We start from the raw sequence: 17,801 nt of genomic DNA, 5'->3' as shown, positions 1-17,801 counted from the left end.
CGCCGCACTACTCGCCGGCCGCGACACCTGGACCGTCACCAACTGACCGACCGACCCGCACCGAGCGGTTACCGGGCCCGGGCCTTTTCGGCCCGGGCCTCGTCGTATGCCCCGCGGGCCCGCTCCACGTCCGGCATGCGCTCCGTGGTCCAGACGGCCAGGGCCCGGACCTGGGTCGCGGCCTCGCGGCCGAGGTCGGTGAGCGAGTAGTCGACGCGGGGCGGGATGACCGGCTTCGCGTCCCGGTGGACCAGGCCGTCGCGCTCCAGCGTCTGGAGGGTCTGCGTCAGCATCTTCTCGCTGACCCTGCCGATGGCCCGGCGCAGCTCGCTGAAACGGTACGGGCGCTCCAGCAGCTCCATGAGGACGAGCACACCCCAGCGACTGGTGACGTGCTCCAGGACCAGGCGGTACGGACACATGCCCTCGGCGTCGACCGTCTCGTACTTGCCCGGGGCCTGCTTGCCCGCCATGCCTTCGACCTCATCACTAACCGCCATGCAAGTACCTTACATGAAAGTGTGTACTTTCCTGAAGTTAGCGCTTCCCCTATGGTTAGCGCCAGCCCGCACCCACAAGGAGATACACATCATGAGCATCGTCGTCACCGGAGCCACCGGCCACCTCGGTCGTCACGTAGTCGAGCAGCTGCTGGAGAAGGTTCCGGCCGACCAGATCACCGCCGTCGTACGCGACGCGGAGAAGGCCTCCGGCTTCGCGGCCCGCGGCGTGAAGATCGCGGTCGCCGACTACAACCAGCCGGAGACCTACGACGGCGTCATAGCCGCCGGTGACAAGGTGCTGCTCATCTCCGGCAACGAGTTCGACAAGGGCCGCGTCGGCCAGCACAAGGTCGTCCTCGACGCCGCGAAGGCCGCGGGCGCCGCGCTGCTCGCGTACACCAGCGCCCCGGGCACCCTGACGGCCGCACTCGCCGACGACCACAAGGGCACCGAGGCGGCGATCCTCGAGTCCGGCGTCCCGTACTCGCTGCTGCGCAACGGCTGGTACAACGAGAACTACACCGAGCAGCTCCCCGTCGTCCTGGAGCACGGCGTCACCCAGGCCGCCGGTGAGGGCCGGGTCGCCTCCGCCGCGCGCGCCGACTACGCAGCCGCCGCTGTCGCGGTGCTGACCGGCGAGGGCCACGAGAACACGACGTACGAGCTGAGCGGCGACACCAACTGGAGCTTCGCCGAGTACGCGGCCGAGGTGTCCAGGCAGTCCGGCAAGGACGTCGCCTACAACGCCGTCTCCGTCGAGGTCCTGATCGGCATCCTGACCGGTGTCGGCCTGCCCGAGGGCCTCGCCACGATCCTCGCGGGCGTGGACGCGTCCATCGAGCAGGGCCAGCTGGCCGGCACCCCGGGCGATCTGTCCCGCCTGACCGGCCGCCCGACCACGCCGATCGCCGAGTCGATCGCCGCCGCGCTCAAGGGCTGACCCCCACACCCCTCGGGGGCGCGCACTCCCCCGTCGCGCCCCCGAGGACGCCCACCCCCGCCTGTCATGACCGTATGCCGATACGAACATGACAGCCGGGGGCGCTCGGCGTTACCGTCGTGAACGCACGTCCATATGGTCATGTGCTGGTACGAGGGGAGACGCCGGTGGCCGGCAAGCCGACGAGCGAGCAGCGCAAAGGCCTGCTGAACGGCTTCGCGGCATACGGGATGTGGGGCCTCGTCCCGCTCTTCTGGCCGCTGCTGAAGCCGGCCGGGGCGGCCGAGATCCTGGCCCACCGGATGGTGTGGTCCCTCGCCTTCGTCGGCATCGCCCTCCTGGCGCTGCGCCGCTGGGCCTGGGCCGGCGAGCTGCTGCGGCAGCCGCGCCGGCTGGCCCTGATCACGGTCGCCGCGGTGTTCATCACGGTCAACTGGGGCGTCTACATCTGGGCCGTGAACTCCGGGCACGTGGTCGAGGCCTCGCTCGGCTATTTCATCAACCCGCTCGTCACCATCGCCATGGGTGTGATCCTGCTGAAGGAACGGCTGCGGCCGGTGCAGTGGGCTGCGGTCGGCGTCTGTCTGGCCGCCGTGCTCGTCCTGACGATCGGATACGGCCGGCCGCCCTGGATCTCCCTCTGCCTGGCCTTCTCCTTCGCCACGTACGGCCTGGTCAAGAAGAAGGTCAACCTGGGCGGGGTGGAGTCGCTGGCCGCCGAGACCGCGGTCCAGTTCCTGCCCGCGCTGGCGTATCTGCTGTGGCTGGGCGGGCAGGGCGAGGCGACCTTCGGCGCGGAGGGCGCCGGGCACGCGACCCTGCTCGCGGCGACCGGGATCGTGACCGCTCTCCCGCTGGTCTGCTTCGGCGCGGCGGCGATACGGGTGCCGCTGTCGACGCTGGGGCTGCTCCAGTACCTGGCCCCCGTCTTCCAGTTCCTCCTGGGCGTCTTCTACTTCCACGAGGCCATGCCGCCGGAGCGCTGGGCCGGGTTCGCCCTGGTGTGGCTCGCCCTGACCCTGCTGACGTGGGACGCGCTGCGAGCGGCCCGGCGGGGGGCGCGGGCACTCAGGGTGGGGCCCGACGCGATCCCCACCCTGCGGGCGGCGGAGGCCACGCAGGACGTACGCAACTGAAAGCGGGGCGCTGTCAGTGCGAAGCGTTATAAGTGGTCCCCATGACACAGACGCCCGCACCCCAAGACCCCGCTCCCACTCCCGTTCCCGTCCCCGTGCACTGGAAGCTGGTCATCGACTGCGCGGACCCGCACGCGCAGGCCGACTTCTGGGCCGGCGCGCTCGCGTACACGGTCGAGGACCACAGTGCGCTGATCGAGCGCCTGCTGGGCCTCGGCGCCGCGCCGGCCGAACTGACCGTCGAGTCGCACGGCCGCCGCGCCTGGAGGGACCTGGCCGCCGTACGGCATCCCGGTGATCCGTACGAGGAGGAGAGCGGGACCGGGCTCGGGCGGCGGCTGCTCTTCCAGCGGGTACCGGAGGCGAAGACGGTCAAGAACCGGCTTCATCTCGATCTGCACCCGGGCCCGGACCGGCGCGCGGCCGAGGTCGAGCGGCTGACGGGGCTTGGGGCGGGCGCGCTGCGGGAGGTGCGGGAGGCGGGTGGTGAGTGGGTGGTGATGGAGGATCCGGAGGGGAACGAGTTCTGCGTGCACTGAACCGGGCCGCCGAGGACATTGATCATGCCCATGTTCATCCGGTATGCGAACTCCCTGTCCAGATAGCGCTCTTGACGAACAGTTGGCCAGAGCTTCACCATCCAGGCACCTATCCGCTGTGGAATCCCTGTGATTCCCGAGGAATTCGGAGCCCCCCACATGAAGCTCTCGGTTCCCGGACGCGCCACAGCCACCGCTGTGGCCGTCACCGTGCTCGCCACCACCGCGCTCCTCACCACGGGCACGGCGGCCGGCGCCGCCCCCGCCCCCGACTCCGCGCCGGCCGTCAAACTCGCCGCCGCGCCCGACCTGCCCCTGGCCAACGTCAAGGCGCACCTGACCCAGCTGCAGTCCATAGCCACCGCCAACGGCGGTAACCGGGCGCACGGCAGAGCCGGTTACCGCGCCTCGCTCGACTATGTGAAGGCCAGACTGGACGCGGCCGGATTCACCACCACCATCCAGCAGTTCACCGCGTCCGGCCGTACCGGCTACAACCTGATCGCCGACTGGCCCGGCGGCGACGCCGACCAGGTGATCATGGCGGGCTCGCACCTCGACAGCGTCTCCTCCGGCGCCGGCATCAACGACAACGGCAGTGGTTCGGCCGCCGTTCTGGAGATCGCGCTCGCCGTCTCGCGCGCCCAGTACCAGCCCACGAAGCACCTGCGGTTCGCCTGGTGGGGAGCGGAGGAGCTGGGCCTGGTCGGGTCCCGGTACTACGTCAACAACCTCTCCTCCGCGAACCGCGCGCGCATCGACGGCTATCTGAACTTCGACATGATCGGCTCACCGAACCCCGGCTACTTCGTCTACGACGACGACCCGGCCATCGAGCAGACCTTCAAGGACTACTTCGTCGGCCTCGGCGTCCCGACCGAGATCGAGACCGAGGGCGACGGCCGCTCCGACCACGCGCCCTTCAAGAACGTGGGCGTCCCCGTCGGCGGTCTGTTCACGGGTGCCAGTAACACCAAGTCGGCGGCGCAGGCGGCCAAGTGGGGCGGTACGTCGGGCCAGGCGTTCGACCGCTGCTACCACTCGTCCTGCGACACGACGGCCAACATCAACGACACCGCCCTGGACCGAAACAGTGACGCGGCCGCGTACGCCGTGTGGGAGTTGTCGGAGTAACGCGCGCACTCCATGGTCCAACTCCCCCGTACCGCACTGCCGATGGCATCGTACGGATGCCAAGATCTGTGATCCGGTACGGGGGAAGGAACGTTCCATGCGCGGTACGAGTACGAGAGCAGGCACGGGTACGAGGGTGATGGTGGCCGTCGTGGCAGGGCTGGTCCTCGCCGGATGCGGCGGATCGGCGCAGCCCGAGAAGACCGCCGGCACCGGGGATCCGAAGGGAAACGGTCAACCAGGCGGCACGCTCGCCGAGTTGGCCGTTCCCGCCGCCTACGACGCCGGCCGCGGCTGGGACCAGGAACTGGGCTGGGTCGAGGAGGGTGCCGAGAGCGCGCCCGTCGCCGTCGCCCCCGGGTCCGGGACCGTCGCGTACGTGATCGCCGACCAGGCCGAGATGTACGTGCAGGTGCGCAGGGCCACGACGGGCAAGGTGCTGTGGACCAGCGCCGCCTGGACCCCGCCGGGGTCACTGGACGACTCCGCGGGCTACGACCCCGCCCTCATCGCGCCCGCGTCGGTGACCGCCGTCAGCGCGGGCGGGCGCGAGTACTTCGTCGCGTGGGCACACGGGCTGGCCGGCAGGGACGAGCTGCACGACGGCAAGGAGATCGTCCAGGCCCAGGTGTACGCGGCCGACGCCTCGGGGAACGCGGTCGCGCCGCTGCGCAGCGTCGACGTCCCCGTAGAGGCCGACAACGGCACCGCCCAGGGCGACGCCGTGGTCCGTGACGGCGGCGCGGGCCAGGCCCTCGTCAGCTGGGCCGACGGCTACGAGGGCCACGCGGCGGCGATCGACGTCACGAGCGGCAGGGTCACGACGTACGGCGACGAAGCGGGCGCGGTCGTCGGGATGAGCGGGCGGGGGCCCGTGGCGAACGCGTCCGGCGGCGGATTCGGGGTGCCGGACGGCTGGTCCAGCACCGACGTGGCCCCCGAAGGTGCCGCCGCCGAAACCGGCGGCTTCGGCGCCGACCAGGTCAACGGCACCGCCCAGACGGTGGCCGACGGCAAGGTCGTCGCCTCCTGGGAGCCCGCCGGCGAGGGCAACGAGAACGGTTCCGAGGACACCGTACGGACCGTGCACGACGCCGCGACCGGCAAGGTTTTGCTGCGCGCCGAGTGCCGCGACCGCACGCTCACTCAGATATTCGACACGGACGACACCGTCCTCGGCGACAGCGTCCTGACCTCCGTCTCCCCGGGCGGCCGCTATCTCTCGTACGGCTGGATGCTCTTCGACCTCCAGAGGGGCTCCGTGGCCTGTCTCGCCAAGGGCGTGGGCGGGGACGAGGGCCGCAAGGACATGCTGATCGGCTCCGTGCGCGACGACGGCACGGCGTACGGCACCGTCGCGGGCTCGGACCCGCGCGTCGCGGTCGAGATCCCGGCCTCGACGGGCACACCGAAGGCCCTGCCGGCCGGCACGGAGGTGCCCGCGTACACGCCCGCCGGCGCCGGGATCTTCCTCACCTGGATCGAGGGCGGCGGGATTCTGGTCTCGGGACGCGTGGAGAGCTGAGCCATTGAGGACCCTCTCGGTCGCGGAGATCGCCGCCGCTGTCCGGGCGCGGGAAGTGACGGCCGTCGATGTCGTCACGGCCGCGCTCGCGCGGATCGCCGCCGTGGAGCCGGAGTTGTGCGCGCTCACGGAGGTGTGGGGCGAGGCGGCGGTACGGCGGGCGCGCGAGGTCGACGCTCGGGTCGCCGCGGGTGAGCGACTGCCGCTCGCGGGCGTCCCGATCGCCGTGAAGGGGCGGTACGGACAGCGGGCGGCGGACGCGGCACGGCTGACCGCCGCCGGGTGTGTGCCGCTGGGCGCCACGTCCGTACCCGGAGGACCTGCGCCACGACGCGGACCACGTCCGGCCCACCGGAAACGCGGGCCTCCTGCTCGACGCCACGCTCGCGGCCACGGACATCGTGATCGTCTCGCCGCTGTACTGGTACACGGTGTCCGCCCCCGTCAAGCGCTACCTCGACCACTGGTCGGGCTGGCTGTGCACGCCCGGCCTGGGCTTCAGGGCCGCCCTCGCCGGACGCACCCTCTGGGGCGTCACCGTCCTCGCGGACCCGGACCAGGCAGTCGCCGACCCGCTGGTCGGCACGCTCACCAACTCGGCCGCGTACATGGGGATGCGGTTCGGCGGGGTGCTGCTCGGCAACGGGAGCAAGCCGGGTGACGTATGGAACGACACCGACGCGCTCACCCGCGCGAAGACCTTCTTCGGCCCGGGGTTCAGGCCGTGATGTCCTTCGTCGTGAAGCGTGCCCAGGCCGCCGAGCCGAACACCGCCGCGTACAGGGCCTGGATGCCGAGGTTCTTCACCAGGTCGTCCCAGTAAACGGGTTCGCGCATCAGGTCGGCGAAGGACAGCCAGTAGTGGGAGAAGAAGTACGGGTGAAGCGCGTGCAGTTGGGGGATCTGGTCGAGGATCTGGATGGTGATGAGCAGCCCGACGGTGGTCGCCATCGCCGCGATGCCGCTGCTCGTCAGCGTGGAGATGAACAGCCCGAGCGCGGCCACACCGATGAGTGACGCGGCGACGACCAGCGCGATGAGCAGCGCCCGTCCGAGGCCCTCCGTGAAGCTGATGCTCGTACCGGAGATCGTCATCAGGTCGCCGAGCGGGAAGAGGAGCGCCCCGACCGTGAGCGCCGATATCGCCACCACCAGCGTCGCCACCAGGCAGAACGTCAGCGTGGTCGCGTACTTGGTGAGGAGCAGGCGAGTGCGGCCGGCCGGGGCGACCAGCAGATAGCGGAGCGTGCCCGCGTTCGCCTCGCCGGCTATCGCGTCGCCCGCGATGACGCCGATGGCCATCGGCAGGAAGAAGGGGAGTGTCGCGGCCAGCGCCGTGAACACCAGGAACAGTCCGTTGTTGCTGATCTGCGTGATGAACGCCGGTCCCCCGCCGCCGCCCCCGGGACCGCCGCCGACGGCTGACGAACCGTCACTCGTCTCGATCTTCACCGCGATACCGACGACGATCGGTACGGCCGCGAGCACGGCGAGCAGCGCGAGGGTCCGCCAGCGCCGGAAGGTGGTGACGAGTTCGCTGCGGAAAAGGCTCAGAGTCCAGAGGGGGTTGGGCCTGGGTGTGCTGCCGGGCTCCTTCCGCAGCCGCGGAGGTGCTGTTCCGGTTTCAGCCTGCGACATCGAAGCCCTCCCCCGTCAGCGCCACGAACGCGTCCTCCAGGGACGCCCGTTCGACACCGAAGCCCCGGACGCGGATGCCCGCGCCAACCAACGCGGCGTTCAGATCGGCCAGTTCGCGGTCGCCGTCCGGCACCTCGCCGGTCACCCGGTCCTCGGTCACGACCACGTCGCCGACTCCCTGTTCCTTGAGCACACGGGCCGCGTCCGCCGGGTCGGGCGTCGTCACGACCAGCCGACCGCGGGCTCCGGCGGCCAACTCGGCCACCGCACCCTGGGTGATCAGCCGCCCCTGCGCCATCACGGCAGCGTGCGTACAGACCTGTTCGATCTCGTCGAGGAGGTGGGAGGAGAGAAAGACGGTGGTGCCGTCCGATGCCAACTCCCGTACCAGGGAACGGATTTCGCGCATCCCCTGCGGATCGAGCCCGTTGGTCGGTTCGTCGAGGACGAGCAGCCGACGCGGCTGGAGCAGCGCCGCCGCGAGACCTAGCCGCTGTTTCATGCCCAGCGAGTACGCCTTCGTCTTCTTGCCGGCGGCGGCCGTCAGGCCCACCCGGTCCAGCGCCACCGCGACGCGGGTACGCCGGGTGCGCGGATCGGCGGTCGGGTCGGCGGCGTCGTACCTGACAAGGTTGTCGCGGCCCGAGAGGAAGCCGTACAGCGCGGGCCCTTCGATGAGTGCGCCGACGTGCGGCAGGACGGCGCGGGTGGCGCGGGGCATCGGCCGCCCCAGCACCCGCGCCGTGCCCGACGTCGGCTCGATCAGGCCCATCAGCATGCGGATGGTGGTCGTCTTGCCCGAGCCGTTCGGCCCGAGGAAACCGAAGACGCTGCCCGCCGGAACGGTGAGGTCGAGGGCGTCGACGGCGAGCTGTCCGCCGCGGAAGCGCTTGGTGAGGGCGCGGGTGACGATGACCGCGTCATCGTCCCGGTGCGCCTCTTCCGGCTCCGTGGCGGACGGTCCCTCCATGAGCTCCCTCAATCGTCATATCGGTACGACGGTTCCCGTACGGGAGTTACTGGGCTGCGTTCGCCGCCTTGACCAGGGCGTCCTTCGTGACGGCGCCGACGTAGAGCTTGCCGTCGTCCGTCATCAGGGCGTTGATCAGACGGGTCTTGAAGACCGTGCCGGAGCCGAAGTCGCCGGAGACCTTGTCGCCGAAGGAGTCGAGGAAGCCGCCGAAGGCACCGGCGTCGGGCGAGCTGCCCGCCGACGGAAGACCGCCCTCGGCCCCCGAGTCGAACGTGGCGATGGAGTTCCAGCCCTCGCCGATGACCTTGACGCCGTCGCCTTCGAGCCCGTCCGCCGTACCCTCGTGGCCGTCGAACCCCTTGCCGGCACCGTCGAACTCCTTGCCGAAGTCGCGGTCGAAGTCCTCCTCGGCCTTGCCCGGGCCCTCCTCGGTGACCTTCGTGCCCTTGGGCGGGGTGAAGTCGAAGGTCGAGGCGGCGGGCTTGGCGAAGTCGACGTCGACGAAGCCGGCGTCCACGACGGCGGCACCGCCGCTCGCCGGGGTCAGCGTGAACTTCAGCGGTGTACCGGTCTTGGAGTCGACCGCGATACTGATCGCCCCGACCGTGGACCCGGACGCCTTCGGCTTGATGACCAGCTTGTAGGCGTCCCGCCCGGCGACCTGGGCGGTGCCGTCGACGGTCACGGAGGTCGTGTCGTCGACCGCCTTCAGGGCCTCCTCGGCGAACTCCCCGGGCGTGGCGGGTACGTCGTCTCCTGGCAGGACCTGACCCTTGCCCTCACCCTTGGCGCCTTCGCCCTTGCTGTCCTCGGATGCGGGGGCCGTCGCGTGGTACGCCTCGTTGGACGCGCTGTCGTACGCCCACACCTCGTCGCCGTTGTGGATCACGCTGTACTCGGCGGCCTTCTCCAGCAGCGACAGCTTCTGCTTGTCGGGGCCGTCCGCGGCGACACGGATCGTGTGTGTGCCGGAGGCCAGTTCGAGGAGCTTGGCGCTCGGTTCGGCGGCCGACCCCGAGTCGTCGGAACCCCCGCCGAGCCCGCCCGACAGAAGTCCGCTCTCCAGACCGCCGAGGTCGGGCAGCCCCAGATCCGTACTGATCTTCACCGTGCCGGACAACTGCTGCACGTCCGAGGCGGCGATCTTCTCGATGAGTTCCTGCGCGCTGATCTTCGGCAGATCGGGGTCACCGGAGCCGGCGAACGCCGGTACCAGCCCGATCGTCGCGACCGTCAGACCGATCACCGCGACCGGGGCGGCGTACCGCGCGGCCCTGCGGCGCCGGGACGGCACGTCCTCGGCCTCGATCTCGGCCTCGATCCGGTTCCCGGCCTTGGCCTCTTCGTACGGTGCCATGTGTGCCTTACCTCCGTCGTCGGCGGCGGCTGTCCGTCCCACACTTGCCCACCCTGAGCCGCCATTCTCACCTGAACCGGTGAGGAGTGGTGGTTTCCATCTGACCAAATCGGCGAGGAGGAATCGTCAGACCTTGGGCGCAACTCCGTGTACTGCTACGGGATGACATGAGGAGGCATCCCCTCCCCTGACCCGTAGGGGTCGGCTCTGATTCTGGCAGCGTCGGGAGGCGATCTCACCGTGGACCTGGTCCACGCATGTGACGTACGCCACCATCCGCCCGCCCGGCGTTTGCGGACAAGGCCCCGTTCAGGGCCGTGGCGGGGGTCTGGGGGCGCAGCCCCCAGGTACGGGATGGGACCCCAGGTACGGGATGGGACCCCAGGTAAGGGATGGGACGGGTGAGGGCGGCGAGGGCGAACCCCCTACCCGGCCCGATGCACCACCGCGTCGCACAACTCCACCAACGCGGCCTTGGCGTCACACTCCGGCAACGGCACCAACGCAGCCCGCGCCTCCTCCGCATACCGCACCGTGTCCCGCCGAGCCTGCTCCAACGCGGGATGCACCCGCAGCCGGGCCAACGCCTCCGCATGCCGGGCATCGTCACTGAGATCGGAGTCCAGCAACTCGCACAGCGCGACATCCTCGGCCAGCCCCAGCCGAGCCACCCGCTCCCGCAGCCGCAGCACGGGCATCGTGGGAATGCCTTCCCGCAGATCCGTCCCCGGCGTCTTCCCCGACTCGTGGGAGTCGGACGCGATGTCCAGCACATCGTCCGCGAGCTGGAAGGCGACCCCGAGCCGCTCCCCGTACTGGGTGAGCACGTCCACGACACTGTCGTCGGCCCCGGACATCATCGCCCCGAACCGGCAGGCCACGGCCACCAGTGATCCGGTCTTCCCGCCCAGCACATCCAGATAGTGCTCGACCGGATCCCGCCCGTCCGACGGCCCCGCCGTCTCCAGGATCTGCCCGGTCACCAGCCGCTCGAACGCCTCCGCCTGCACCCGCACCGCCTCGGGCCCGAGGTCGGCGAGGATGTGCGAGGCGCGCGCGAACAGAAAGTCCCCGGTGAGAACCGCGACGGAGTTGCCCCAGCGCGTGTTGGCGCTGGGCACCCCGCGCCGTACCTCGGCCTCGTCCATGACATCGTCGTGATACAGCGTCGCGAGGTGGGTCAGCTCGACCACCACCGCGGACGGCACGATCCCCGGCGCATGGCGGTCCCCGAACTGCGCCGCGAGCATCACGAGCAACGGCCGGAACCGCTTCCCGCCGGCCCGCACGAGATGCTGCGCGGCCTCCGTGATGAAGGGCACCTCGCTCTTGGTGGCTTCGAGCAGCCCTTCCTCGACAGCCGCCAATCCGGCCTGGACATCGGCTTCGAGAGCCTGGTCCCGCACGCTCAGCCCGAACGGCCCGACGACGGTCACGAGGGATCTCCTGTCTGCTGGTGTCTACTGGCGGTCACACGGTGTGTCGATAGGTCGCTGCCATCACTCAAGTCAGCGTATCCGGTCATGTTTCGATCACCGCGAGCGCCCGCCCGTCCAGGCCAGGCGGTATCGGATCGCGACCGGAATGTTTTTGATCAGTCCAAAGCATGGACATTTATAAACATCCCGCCCCGCCAGTGAGTGCGCACACACATATGCCACCTCACCCCATCCTTCACAGTCGGCGTCGCCACGACAACGAAGCACGTCGCGCGAGAGGTTCCGCCCTCTCGGCGGACATGCATCCCCAGAATGCGAAAAACATCCAAAAGCTCCCTAATCACCCCACTCCTCCATCTGCCCCACCACTACCCCCGGCCAGTGATTCGAGTCACGCCGAAATCCGGCACCCCTCACCCACCCTCCGCAAACTACCCATTCACTAAAGCAAGTAGCCCTCCACCTGCCCTTACCTCGATGCCCGTTTCGCACCAAACATCCATCTCGTATGAGCAAGTCCGCTGTTTCTGCCCCTTGTTCCATCCGTGTGCTCTCGCATACGTTCGCGCCACACCGGGCGGACCGCCGAATCCTGCCACCGCCCGCGGAGCACAGATCCCACCCACCCACACGTGACTCACGCAGGCAGGAGCGGGGGACCCAGGTAGGCCGCCGGTCCGGGCACGACGCCGGAGCGGCTAGGGGTGAAGCCGTGCGCCGACAGCGCGCGCGGCCGGGCATCTCCCGCCCGAACCCGACAGCTCACCTCGCAGGCGCCGGAGAGGACTCACCATGCCCGCACGAGGTCAGCACCACCGCGCGAGAACCCCCCGCCGCACGCTCACGCGCACCCTCGCCATAACCGGAACGGCCGCCGCCGCCCTGGCCATGCCCTTCCTGACCGCGACAACGGCGTCAGCCGCACCCTCGTCCACGTCGTCCGCGTCGTCGACGACGACGTACTACGCGAACAACCTGGACGGCTGGATCCACGAATCGCTCGACATCATGGCGCAGAACGGAATCCCCGGAACGTACGACGGCATCTACCGCAACATCATCCGCGAGTCGTCGGGCAACCCGTACGCCATCAACAACTGGGACTCGAACGCGGCAGCCGGCACCCCTTCAAAGGGCCTCCTCCAGGTCATCGACCCGACCTTCGCCGCATACCACGTCGCCGGCACCTCGTACGACCCCTACGACCCGATCGCGAACATCACAGCGGCCTGCAACTACGCGGCGGCGCGGTACGGATCGATAGACAACGTGTACGGGGCCTACTAGGCCGCCCCTGGCCCACAGGCCGACCCCGACCGGTGGGGGCGACCCCGGCCGGTGGGGGCGACCCCGGCCTACCAGCCCACCCCGCCCTCGCCCCCACCGCCGAACAACCGCTCCAGCACCACCGCGATCCCGTCGTCCTCGTTCGAGAGGGTGACCTCGTCCGCCACGGCCCTGAGTTCGGGATGGGCGTTGGCCATGGCGACACCGTGGGCCGCCCAGTCGAACATCGGGATGTCATTGGGCATGTCGCCGAAGGCGATGGTGGCGGACGAGGTCAGCCCGAGATACTCGGCGGCCAGCGCGAGCCCCGTCGCCTTGGTGATGCCGCATGGCTGGAGTTCGACGGTGCCCGGCCCCGACATGGTGACGGTCGCGAGGGAACCGACCGCTCCACGCGCCGCCGACGCCAACTCGTCGTCGGACAGGGACGGGTGGCGCAGCAACACCTTGCTGATGGGCGCGGCCCACAGGTCGTCCCGGTGCGGTACCCGTACGGCGGGCAGCGTCGGATGCGGCATCAGGTACCCGGGTTCGATGAGTGTCAGCCCGTCGACCCCGTCCTGGTCTACTGCTGCGTACACCTGCCCGACCTCCGCCTCGATCTTGCCGAGGGCGGTCTCCGCCAGTTCCTGGTCCAGGGTCACCGACCACAGCAGACGGTCGGCGCCGGCGTCGTACAACTGCGCTCCCTGCCCGCACACCGCGAGCCCCCCGGCACCGAGGTCGTCGAGCAGCGGCCGGACTCTCGGCGCCGGCCGTCCCGTCACCACCAGATGCCGGGCGCCGGCGGCAGTGGCACGTGCCAGCGCGGTCCGCGACCGGTCGGAGAGCGTGTCGTCGCCGCGCAGGAGCGTTCCGTCCAGGTCCGTGGCGATCAGGGCGTATGAGGTGGGAGCGGCCATGATCCAGAGAATACGGATCGTTCGGCCCATCGGTCCCCGTCCGAACCGGACGACGTTCGGCATCCCGGCAGCAACAGCCCCCACGCCCGCGCCAGTTCCCTCTGCGGGAGGACACGGGCACCACGACAACGCGGGTCAGTGAGACCCTGTTCACAAGATCGAGCGAGGGGAGCGTCGACCGACGGCACCGAACCCGTGCCCTACCTGTGCGCCGCCAGATGCCCCACGCCGATGTTCGCCACGATGTACCGGTACCCGGCGCGCTGTTCCCCCCTGCGGAACGGTGCGCCCGGTCGATCGAGATGCATGGCCCGGACGACATCCACCCCCGACTCGCTCTCGAAGAGCCGGAACTGGACGCCCATGCGTGGGTTGAAGTCGAGAACCTGCACTGTCCGCCGCGCCGGCCGAAGCGCAGGTCGAGGTCCATCGTTCCGGCGAAGCCGATCTGTTTGATGAAACGTGCGGCAAGGTCCGCGAGTTCCGGATTGTGGACATCAAGAACTCTTTGGGCACTGGGGACACTGCCCTGAGCCCGCAACTCACCCGTAACCTGTGGCGCGACGACTTGGCCGGACGGCACGACCCCCTGCACGCCACACCGGACAGACACACGCCACCCCAGGCACCGGACGTCCACGACAACGGCCGTCCACGACAGCAGACTTGTACGACACACGAGAGCGAGGCAGCACCCGATGCCCCCCTTCGATGTCCCCGAGGGCGACCCCTTCGGCCCGCACAACCTCCCGTACGGCGTGTTCTCCCCGGCCGGCTCCGCGGACCGCCGCGTCGGCGTCCGTCTGGGCGACCACGTCCTGGACGCGGGCGCCGCAGCCGCAGCGCTCGGCTCCCCCTACGTCTCCGTACTGGCCCGCCCGGCCCTCAACCCTCTGCTCGCCGCGGGCCGCACGACCTGGTCCGACATCCGACGCGCCCTCACCGCCTGGGTCACCGTCCCGTCCCACCAGGACACCATCGCCGCTTTCCTGTACCCCCTCTCCTCGGTGACGCTGCATCTCCCCTTCGATGTCGCGGACTACGTCGACTTCTACGCCTCCGAGAACCACGCCCGGAACGTCGGTCAGATCTTCCGCCCCGACGCCGAGGACTCCCTGACCCCCAACTGGAAGCACCTGCCGATCGGCTACCACGGCCGCTCGGGCACGGTCGTGGTCTCCGGCACGAAGGTCGTACGTCCCTCGGGCCAGCGCAAGGGCCCCACCGACCCTGCCCCGCTCTTCGGCCCGTCGGTCCGCCTGGACATCGAGGCCGAGGTCGGTTTCGTGGTGGGCACACCGTCAACCATGGGCAGCCCCGTGGCCCTGTCCGCCTTCCGGGACCACGTCTTCGGCCTCTGCCTCCTGAACGACTGGTCCGCCCGCGACATCCAGGCCTGGGAGTACGTCCCTCTGGGCCCGTTCCTGGGCAAGTCCTTCGCCACGTCGGTCTCGGCGTGGATCACCCCGCTGGACGCCCTGGAGGAGGCCAGGGTCCGCGCGCCCGCCCGCACGCACCCCCTGCTCCCCTACCTCGACGACGCCGAGGAAGAGCCGGGCGGCTACGACCTGCGTATTTCCGTTGCCGTGAACGGCCACACCATCTCCGAGCCTCCCTTCTCCAGCATGTACTGGACGGCCGCCCAGCAACTCGCCCACATGACCGTCAACGGCGCCTCCCTCCGCACCGGCGACCTCTACGGTTCTGGCACGGTCAGTGGCCCCACCGAACGAGAACGCGGCTCCCTCCTCGAACTCACCTGGAACGGCACCAACCCCCTCGACCTGCCCGCCGGCAAGCGAACCTTCCTGGAGGACCACGACGAGGTCACCCTCACCGCCTGGGCGCCCGGTCCGGGCGGCACCCGCGTGGGCCTGGGCGAGGTGACGGGCAGGATCACTCCGGCAAACTGAGCTTGACGGGCAGGATCACTCCGGCAAGCCGGATAAAACGCCCGAAACAGCCGGCCCGGAGCAGCCGGGGGCGGGCAGTCCGCCGCCGACCGGGAGAAAGCCGGCGCTTCCGCCTCGCCCCGCTGCCCCGGTCTCCTCCCCGAATCCCGCCCCCTACATCCAGTCCTCCGGCTCGGGCTCCATCTCCATCTCGGGCCAGTCATCCGGCCCCGGCTGGTCCGGCACCGCCCGGTCCGGCACCGGACCGGATTCCACACCCTTGCCTTCGCTGCCGGCGGCTCCGCGTCCGCCGCCCGCTGCCCCGGACGTCGGCGCCCCGCCCAGCGCCGCAAGCGCCTTCACCACGCCCTCGCCGTACGTGACGAGCTTCTTCTCGCCCACCCCGCTGATTCCGCCCAGGTCAGCCACCGACTCGGGCCAGACGCTGACGATCTCCCGAAGCGTGGCGTCATGGAAGATGACATACGCCGGAACCCCCTGCTCACGGGCCTGTTCAGCGCGCCAGGCCCGCAGTGCCTCGAACGCCGGCAACAGCTCGGAAGGCAACTCGACGGCCGCCGCCTTCGCCTTCCGCTCACCCCGGCCACCTCCACCGGCCGACCGCGAAGTCGCCGCCTTCTTGGGTTCCTTTCGCATCGGCACGTCCCGCTCGCGCCGAAGCACCGAGCCGCTCTCCTCGGTCAGCACCAGCGTCCCGTACTCCCCCTCGACCGTGAGGAGCCCCTGCGCCAGCATCTGCCGTACGACACCGCGCCATTCGCCCTCGGTCAGCTCCTCACCGATGCCGAACACGGAGAGCTGGTCGTGGTCGAACTGGATCACCTTCGCGGTCCGCCGGCCCAGCAGGATGTCCACGATCTGCACCGCGCCGAACTTCTGCCGCCGCTCACGCTCCAGCCGCCACACCGTCGACAGCACCTTCTGCGCGGCGACCGTGCCGTCCCACGTGTCCGGTGGCGACAGGCACGTGTCGCAGTTCCCGCAACCGCCCGGCTCCGGGTCCTGTCCGAAGTAGGCGAGGAGCTGGCTGCGTCGGCACTGCACCGTCTCGCACAGTGCCAGCATCGCGTCCAGGTGTGCGGCGGACCGGCGCCGGAACGCCTCGTCACCCTCCCCGCCCTGGATCAGTTTCCGCTGCTGTATGACGTCGTTCAGCCCGTACGCCATCCAGGCCGTGGACGGCAGTCCGTCCCGCCCCGCGCGGCCCGTCTCCTGGTAGTAGCCCTCGACGGACTTGGGCAGGTCGTAGTGGGCGACGAACCGGACGTCGGGCTTGTCGATGCCCATCCCGAAGGCGATGGTCGCCACGACGACGAGACCGTCCTCCCGCAGAAAGCGCGACTGGTGCGCCGCACGGGTGCCCGCGTCCAGGCCCGCGTGGTACGGCACCGCCTCCACACCGTTGGCGGACAAGAACTCGGCCGTGCGCTCCACTGAGTTGCGCGAGAGGCAGTAGACGATGCCGGCGTCACCCGGGTGCTCGTCCTTCAGGAAGGACAGCAGCTGCCTCTTGGGATCGGCCTTGGGCACAATGCGGTACTGGATGTTGGGCCGGTCGAAGCTCGCGACGAAGTGACGGGCGTCCGGCATGCCCAGCCGCTGGGTGATCTCCTGGTGCGTCGCATGCGTGGCCGTCGCCGTGAGCGCGATCCGCGGGACGTCCGGCCAGCGCTCGCCCAGCAGCGACAGCGCCAGGTAGTCGGGCCGGAAGTCGTGCCCCCACTGCGAGACGCAGTGCGCCTCGTCGATGGCGAAAACAGCGATCTTTCCCCGGGAGAGCAGGTCCAGGGTCGACTCCAGACGCAGCCGCTCCGGAGCCAGGTACAAGAGGTCCAGTTCACCGGCGAGGAACTCGGCCTCCACTACCCGGCGCTCGTCGAAATCCTGCGTGGAGTTCATGAACCCGGCCCGCACGCCGAGCGCCCTGAGCGCGTCCACCTGGTCCTGCATCAGCGCGATGAGCGGCGAGACGACGATCCCCGTACCCGGTCTGACCAGGGACGGAATCTGGTAGCAGAGCGATTTTCCGCCGCCGGTCGGCATGAGGACGACGGCGTCGCCGCCCGCCACCACGTGCTCGATGACCGCCGCCTGCTCACCGCGGAAGGAGTCGTACCCGAAGACCCGGTGCAGCGTGGCCAGCGCCTCGTTGTCCACCGCCCCGGCCGATCCGGCCACCGCGCTCACGCCCGGCCCCTCGCCCGCTTCCGTCATCACTCCCGACCCGCCCATCACGCTCATCGCGCTCATCGTCGTGTCCCCCGTACGTCGCGCCTCGACCACTGCGTCCACCATAGGGGCCCGCACCGACAGCCCCTGAGTTATCCACAGGCCACTCCGCCACACCTCCGGCCCGTGTCACCGGTGCCCTCCACCGAGCCCCGGGTGTTCAGCCCAATGGGCTCCTTCGCATGGCGCCCCCGAATGCCCCGGGACATGCTGCTCGGGCGGGACGAGGGGAGGCCCGCTCCACGGACCGGCGCCCCGCGCGCCTCCCGGACCGGCGTCTCCCGCG

14 protein-coding genes, 3 pseudogenes and 1 riboswitch are annotated in these 17,801 nt (G+C 70.1%); of the genes and pseudogenes, 9 read left to right on the top strand and 8 right to left on the bottom strand.

The window, feature by feature from the left end; genetic code table 11:
- Positions 1-68: 68 nt before the first annotated feature.
- Positions 69-473 carry a helix-turn-helix domain-containing protein gene (locus tag RB628_RS24060; RefSeq protein WP_318322594.1) on the bottom strand — a complete coding sequence of 135 codons (405 nt, stop codon included), beginning with the start codon at positions 471-473 and terminating at the stop codon, positions 69-71.
- A 118-nt stretch (positions 474-591) separates the two neighbouring features.
- Between RB628_RS24060 and RB628_RS24055 the strand changes: the two genes are divergently transcribed.
- From RB628_RS24055 to RB628_RS24025, 7 genes and pseudogenes are all read left to right on the top strand, one after another.
- Positions 592-1,443, top strand: a complete 852-nt coding sequence (locus RB628_RS24055; protein ID WP_318322590.1) for an NAD(P)H-binding protein — start codon at positions 592-594, stop codon at positions 1,441-1,443.
- A 167-nt stretch (positions 1,444-1,610) separates the two neighbouring features.
- The gene (rarD, locus tag RB628_RS24050; RefSeq protein WP_318322589.1) at positions 1,611-2,579 is read left to right on the top strand and encodes an EamA family transporter RarD; all 969 of its coding nucleotides are present in this window, start codon (positions 1,611-1,613) and stop codon (positions 2,577-2,579) included.
- Between the two features lie 41 nt (positions 2,580-2,620).
- Positions 2,621-3,118 (top strand): VOC family protein, encoded by a 498-nt coding sequence (locus RB628_RS24045; protein WP_318322588.1) that lies wholly within the window; start codon positions 2,621-2,623, stop codon positions 3,116-3,118.
- 159 nt (positions 3,119-3,277) lie between these two features.
- On the top strand, positions 3,278-4,252 hold the full coding sequence (locus RB628_RS24040) for a M28 family metallopeptidase (protein WP_318322587.1): 975 nt from the start codon (positions 3,278-3,280) through the stop codon (positions 4,250-4,252).
- 97 nt (positions 4,253-4,349) lie between these two features.
- Positions 4,350-5,777, top strand: a complete 1,428-nt coding sequence (locus RB628_RS24035; RefSeq protein WP_318322586.1) for a hypothetical protein — start codon at positions 4,350-4,352, stop codon at positions 5,775-5,777.
- Positions 5,778-5,781: 4 nt separating this feature from the next.
- Positions 5,782-6,105 (top strand): annotated as a pseudogene (locus tag RB628_RS24030) (amidase family protein); the annotation flags it as partial.
- Positions 6,077-6,505 (top strand): annotated as a pseudogene (locus RB628_RS24025) (flavodoxin family protein); the annotation flags it as partial. The pseudogenes RB628_RS24030 and RB628_RS24025, both read left to right, overlap by 29 nt.
- On the opposite strand, the gene RB628_RS24020 reads toward RB628_RS24025, so the two are convergent.
- From RB628_RS24020 to RB628_RS24005, 4 genes are all read right to left on the bottom strand, one after another.
- Positions 6,495-7,415, bottom strand: coding sequence for an ABC transporter permease (locus RB628_RS24020; RefSeq protein ID WP_318322585.1), 921 nt, complete (start codon positions 7,413-7,415; stop codon positions 6,495-6,497). The pseudogene RB628_RS24025 and the gene RB628_RS24020 sit on opposite strands and share 11 nt — an antisense overlap.
- Positions 7,402-8,385, bottom strand: a complete 984-nt coding sequence (locus tag RB628_RS24015) for an ABC transporter ATP-binding protein (protein WP_318322584.1) — start codon at positions 8,383-8,385, stop codon at positions 7,402-7,404. Before RB628_RS24015 ends, RB628_RS24020 begins: the two co-directional genes overlap by 14 nt.
- A 46-nt stretch (positions 8,386-8,431) precedes the next feature.
- Positions 8,432-9,745 (bottom strand): DUF2092 domain-containing protein, encoded by a 1,314-nt coding sequence (locus RB628_RS24010; RefSeq protein WP_318322583.1) that lies wholly within the window; start codon positions 9,743-9,745, stop codon positions 8,432-8,434.
- A 425-nt stretch (positions 9,746-10,170) separates the two neighbouring features.
- On the bottom strand, positions 10,171-11,181 hold the full coding sequence (locus RB628_RS24005) for a polyprenyl synthetase family protein (RefSeq protein ID WP_318322582.1): 1,011 nt from the start codon (positions 11,179-11,181) through the stop codon (positions 10,171-10,173).
- 626 nt (positions 11,182-11,807) lie between these two features.
- Positions 11,808-11,973: riboswitch (cyclic di-AMP (ydaO/yuaA leader) on the top strand.
- A 3-nt stretch (positions 11,974-11,976) separates the two neighbouring features.
- On the opposite strand from RB628_RS24005, the gene RB628_RS24000 reads away from it, so the two are divergent.
- The gene (locus RB628_RS24000; RefSeq protein ID WP_318322581.1) at positions 11,977-12,471 is read left to right on the top strand and encodes a transglycosylase SLT domain-containing protein; all 495 of its coding nucleotides are present in this window, start codon (positions 11,977-11,979) and stop codon (positions 12,469-12,471) included.
- 68 nt (positions 12,472-12,539) lie between these two features.
- Here RB628_RS24000 and RB628_RS23995 read toward each other — a convergent pair whose 3' ends face one another.
- Positions 12,540-13,373 (bottom strand): HAD family hydrolase, encoded by an 834-nt coding sequence (locus RB628_RS23995; protein ID WP_318322580.1) that lies wholly within the window; start codon positions 13,371-13,373, stop codon positions 12,540-12,542.
- 203 nt (positions 13,374-13,576) lie between these two features.
- Positions 13,577-13,869: pseudogene (locus tag RB628_RS23990) on the bottom strand (ATP-grasp domain-containing protein); the annotation flags it as partial.
- 202 nt (positions 13,870-14,071) lie between these two features.
- On the opposite strand from RB628_RS23990, the gene fahA reads away from it, so the two are divergent.
- Positions 14,072-15,286 carry a fumarylacetoacetase gene (gene fahA / locus RB628_RS23985; protein WP_318322579.1) on the top strand — a complete coding sequence of 405 codons (1,215 nt, stop codon included), beginning with the start codon at positions 14,072-14,074 and terminating at the stop codon, positions 15,284-15,286.
- Positions 15,287-15,439: 153 nt separating this feature from the next.
- Here the strand turns inward: fahA and recQ are convergent, their stop codons facing one another.
- Entirely contained in the window at positions 15,440-17,518 is a 2,079-nt protein-coding gene (gene recQ, locus RB628_RS23980; RefSeq protein WP_412180714.1) for a DNA helicase RecQ, read from the bottom strand.
- Positions 17,519-17,801: the final 283 nt, after the last annotated feature.

Source organism: Streptomyces sp. ADMS (assembly GCF_033441795.1).
Classification (GTDB): Bacteria; Actinomycetota; Actinomycetes; order Streptomycetales; family Streptomycetaceae; genus Streptomyces.
Note: the sequence above shows the minus strand (reverse complement) of the source record. Positions and strands in the feature narration are given on the sequence as shown.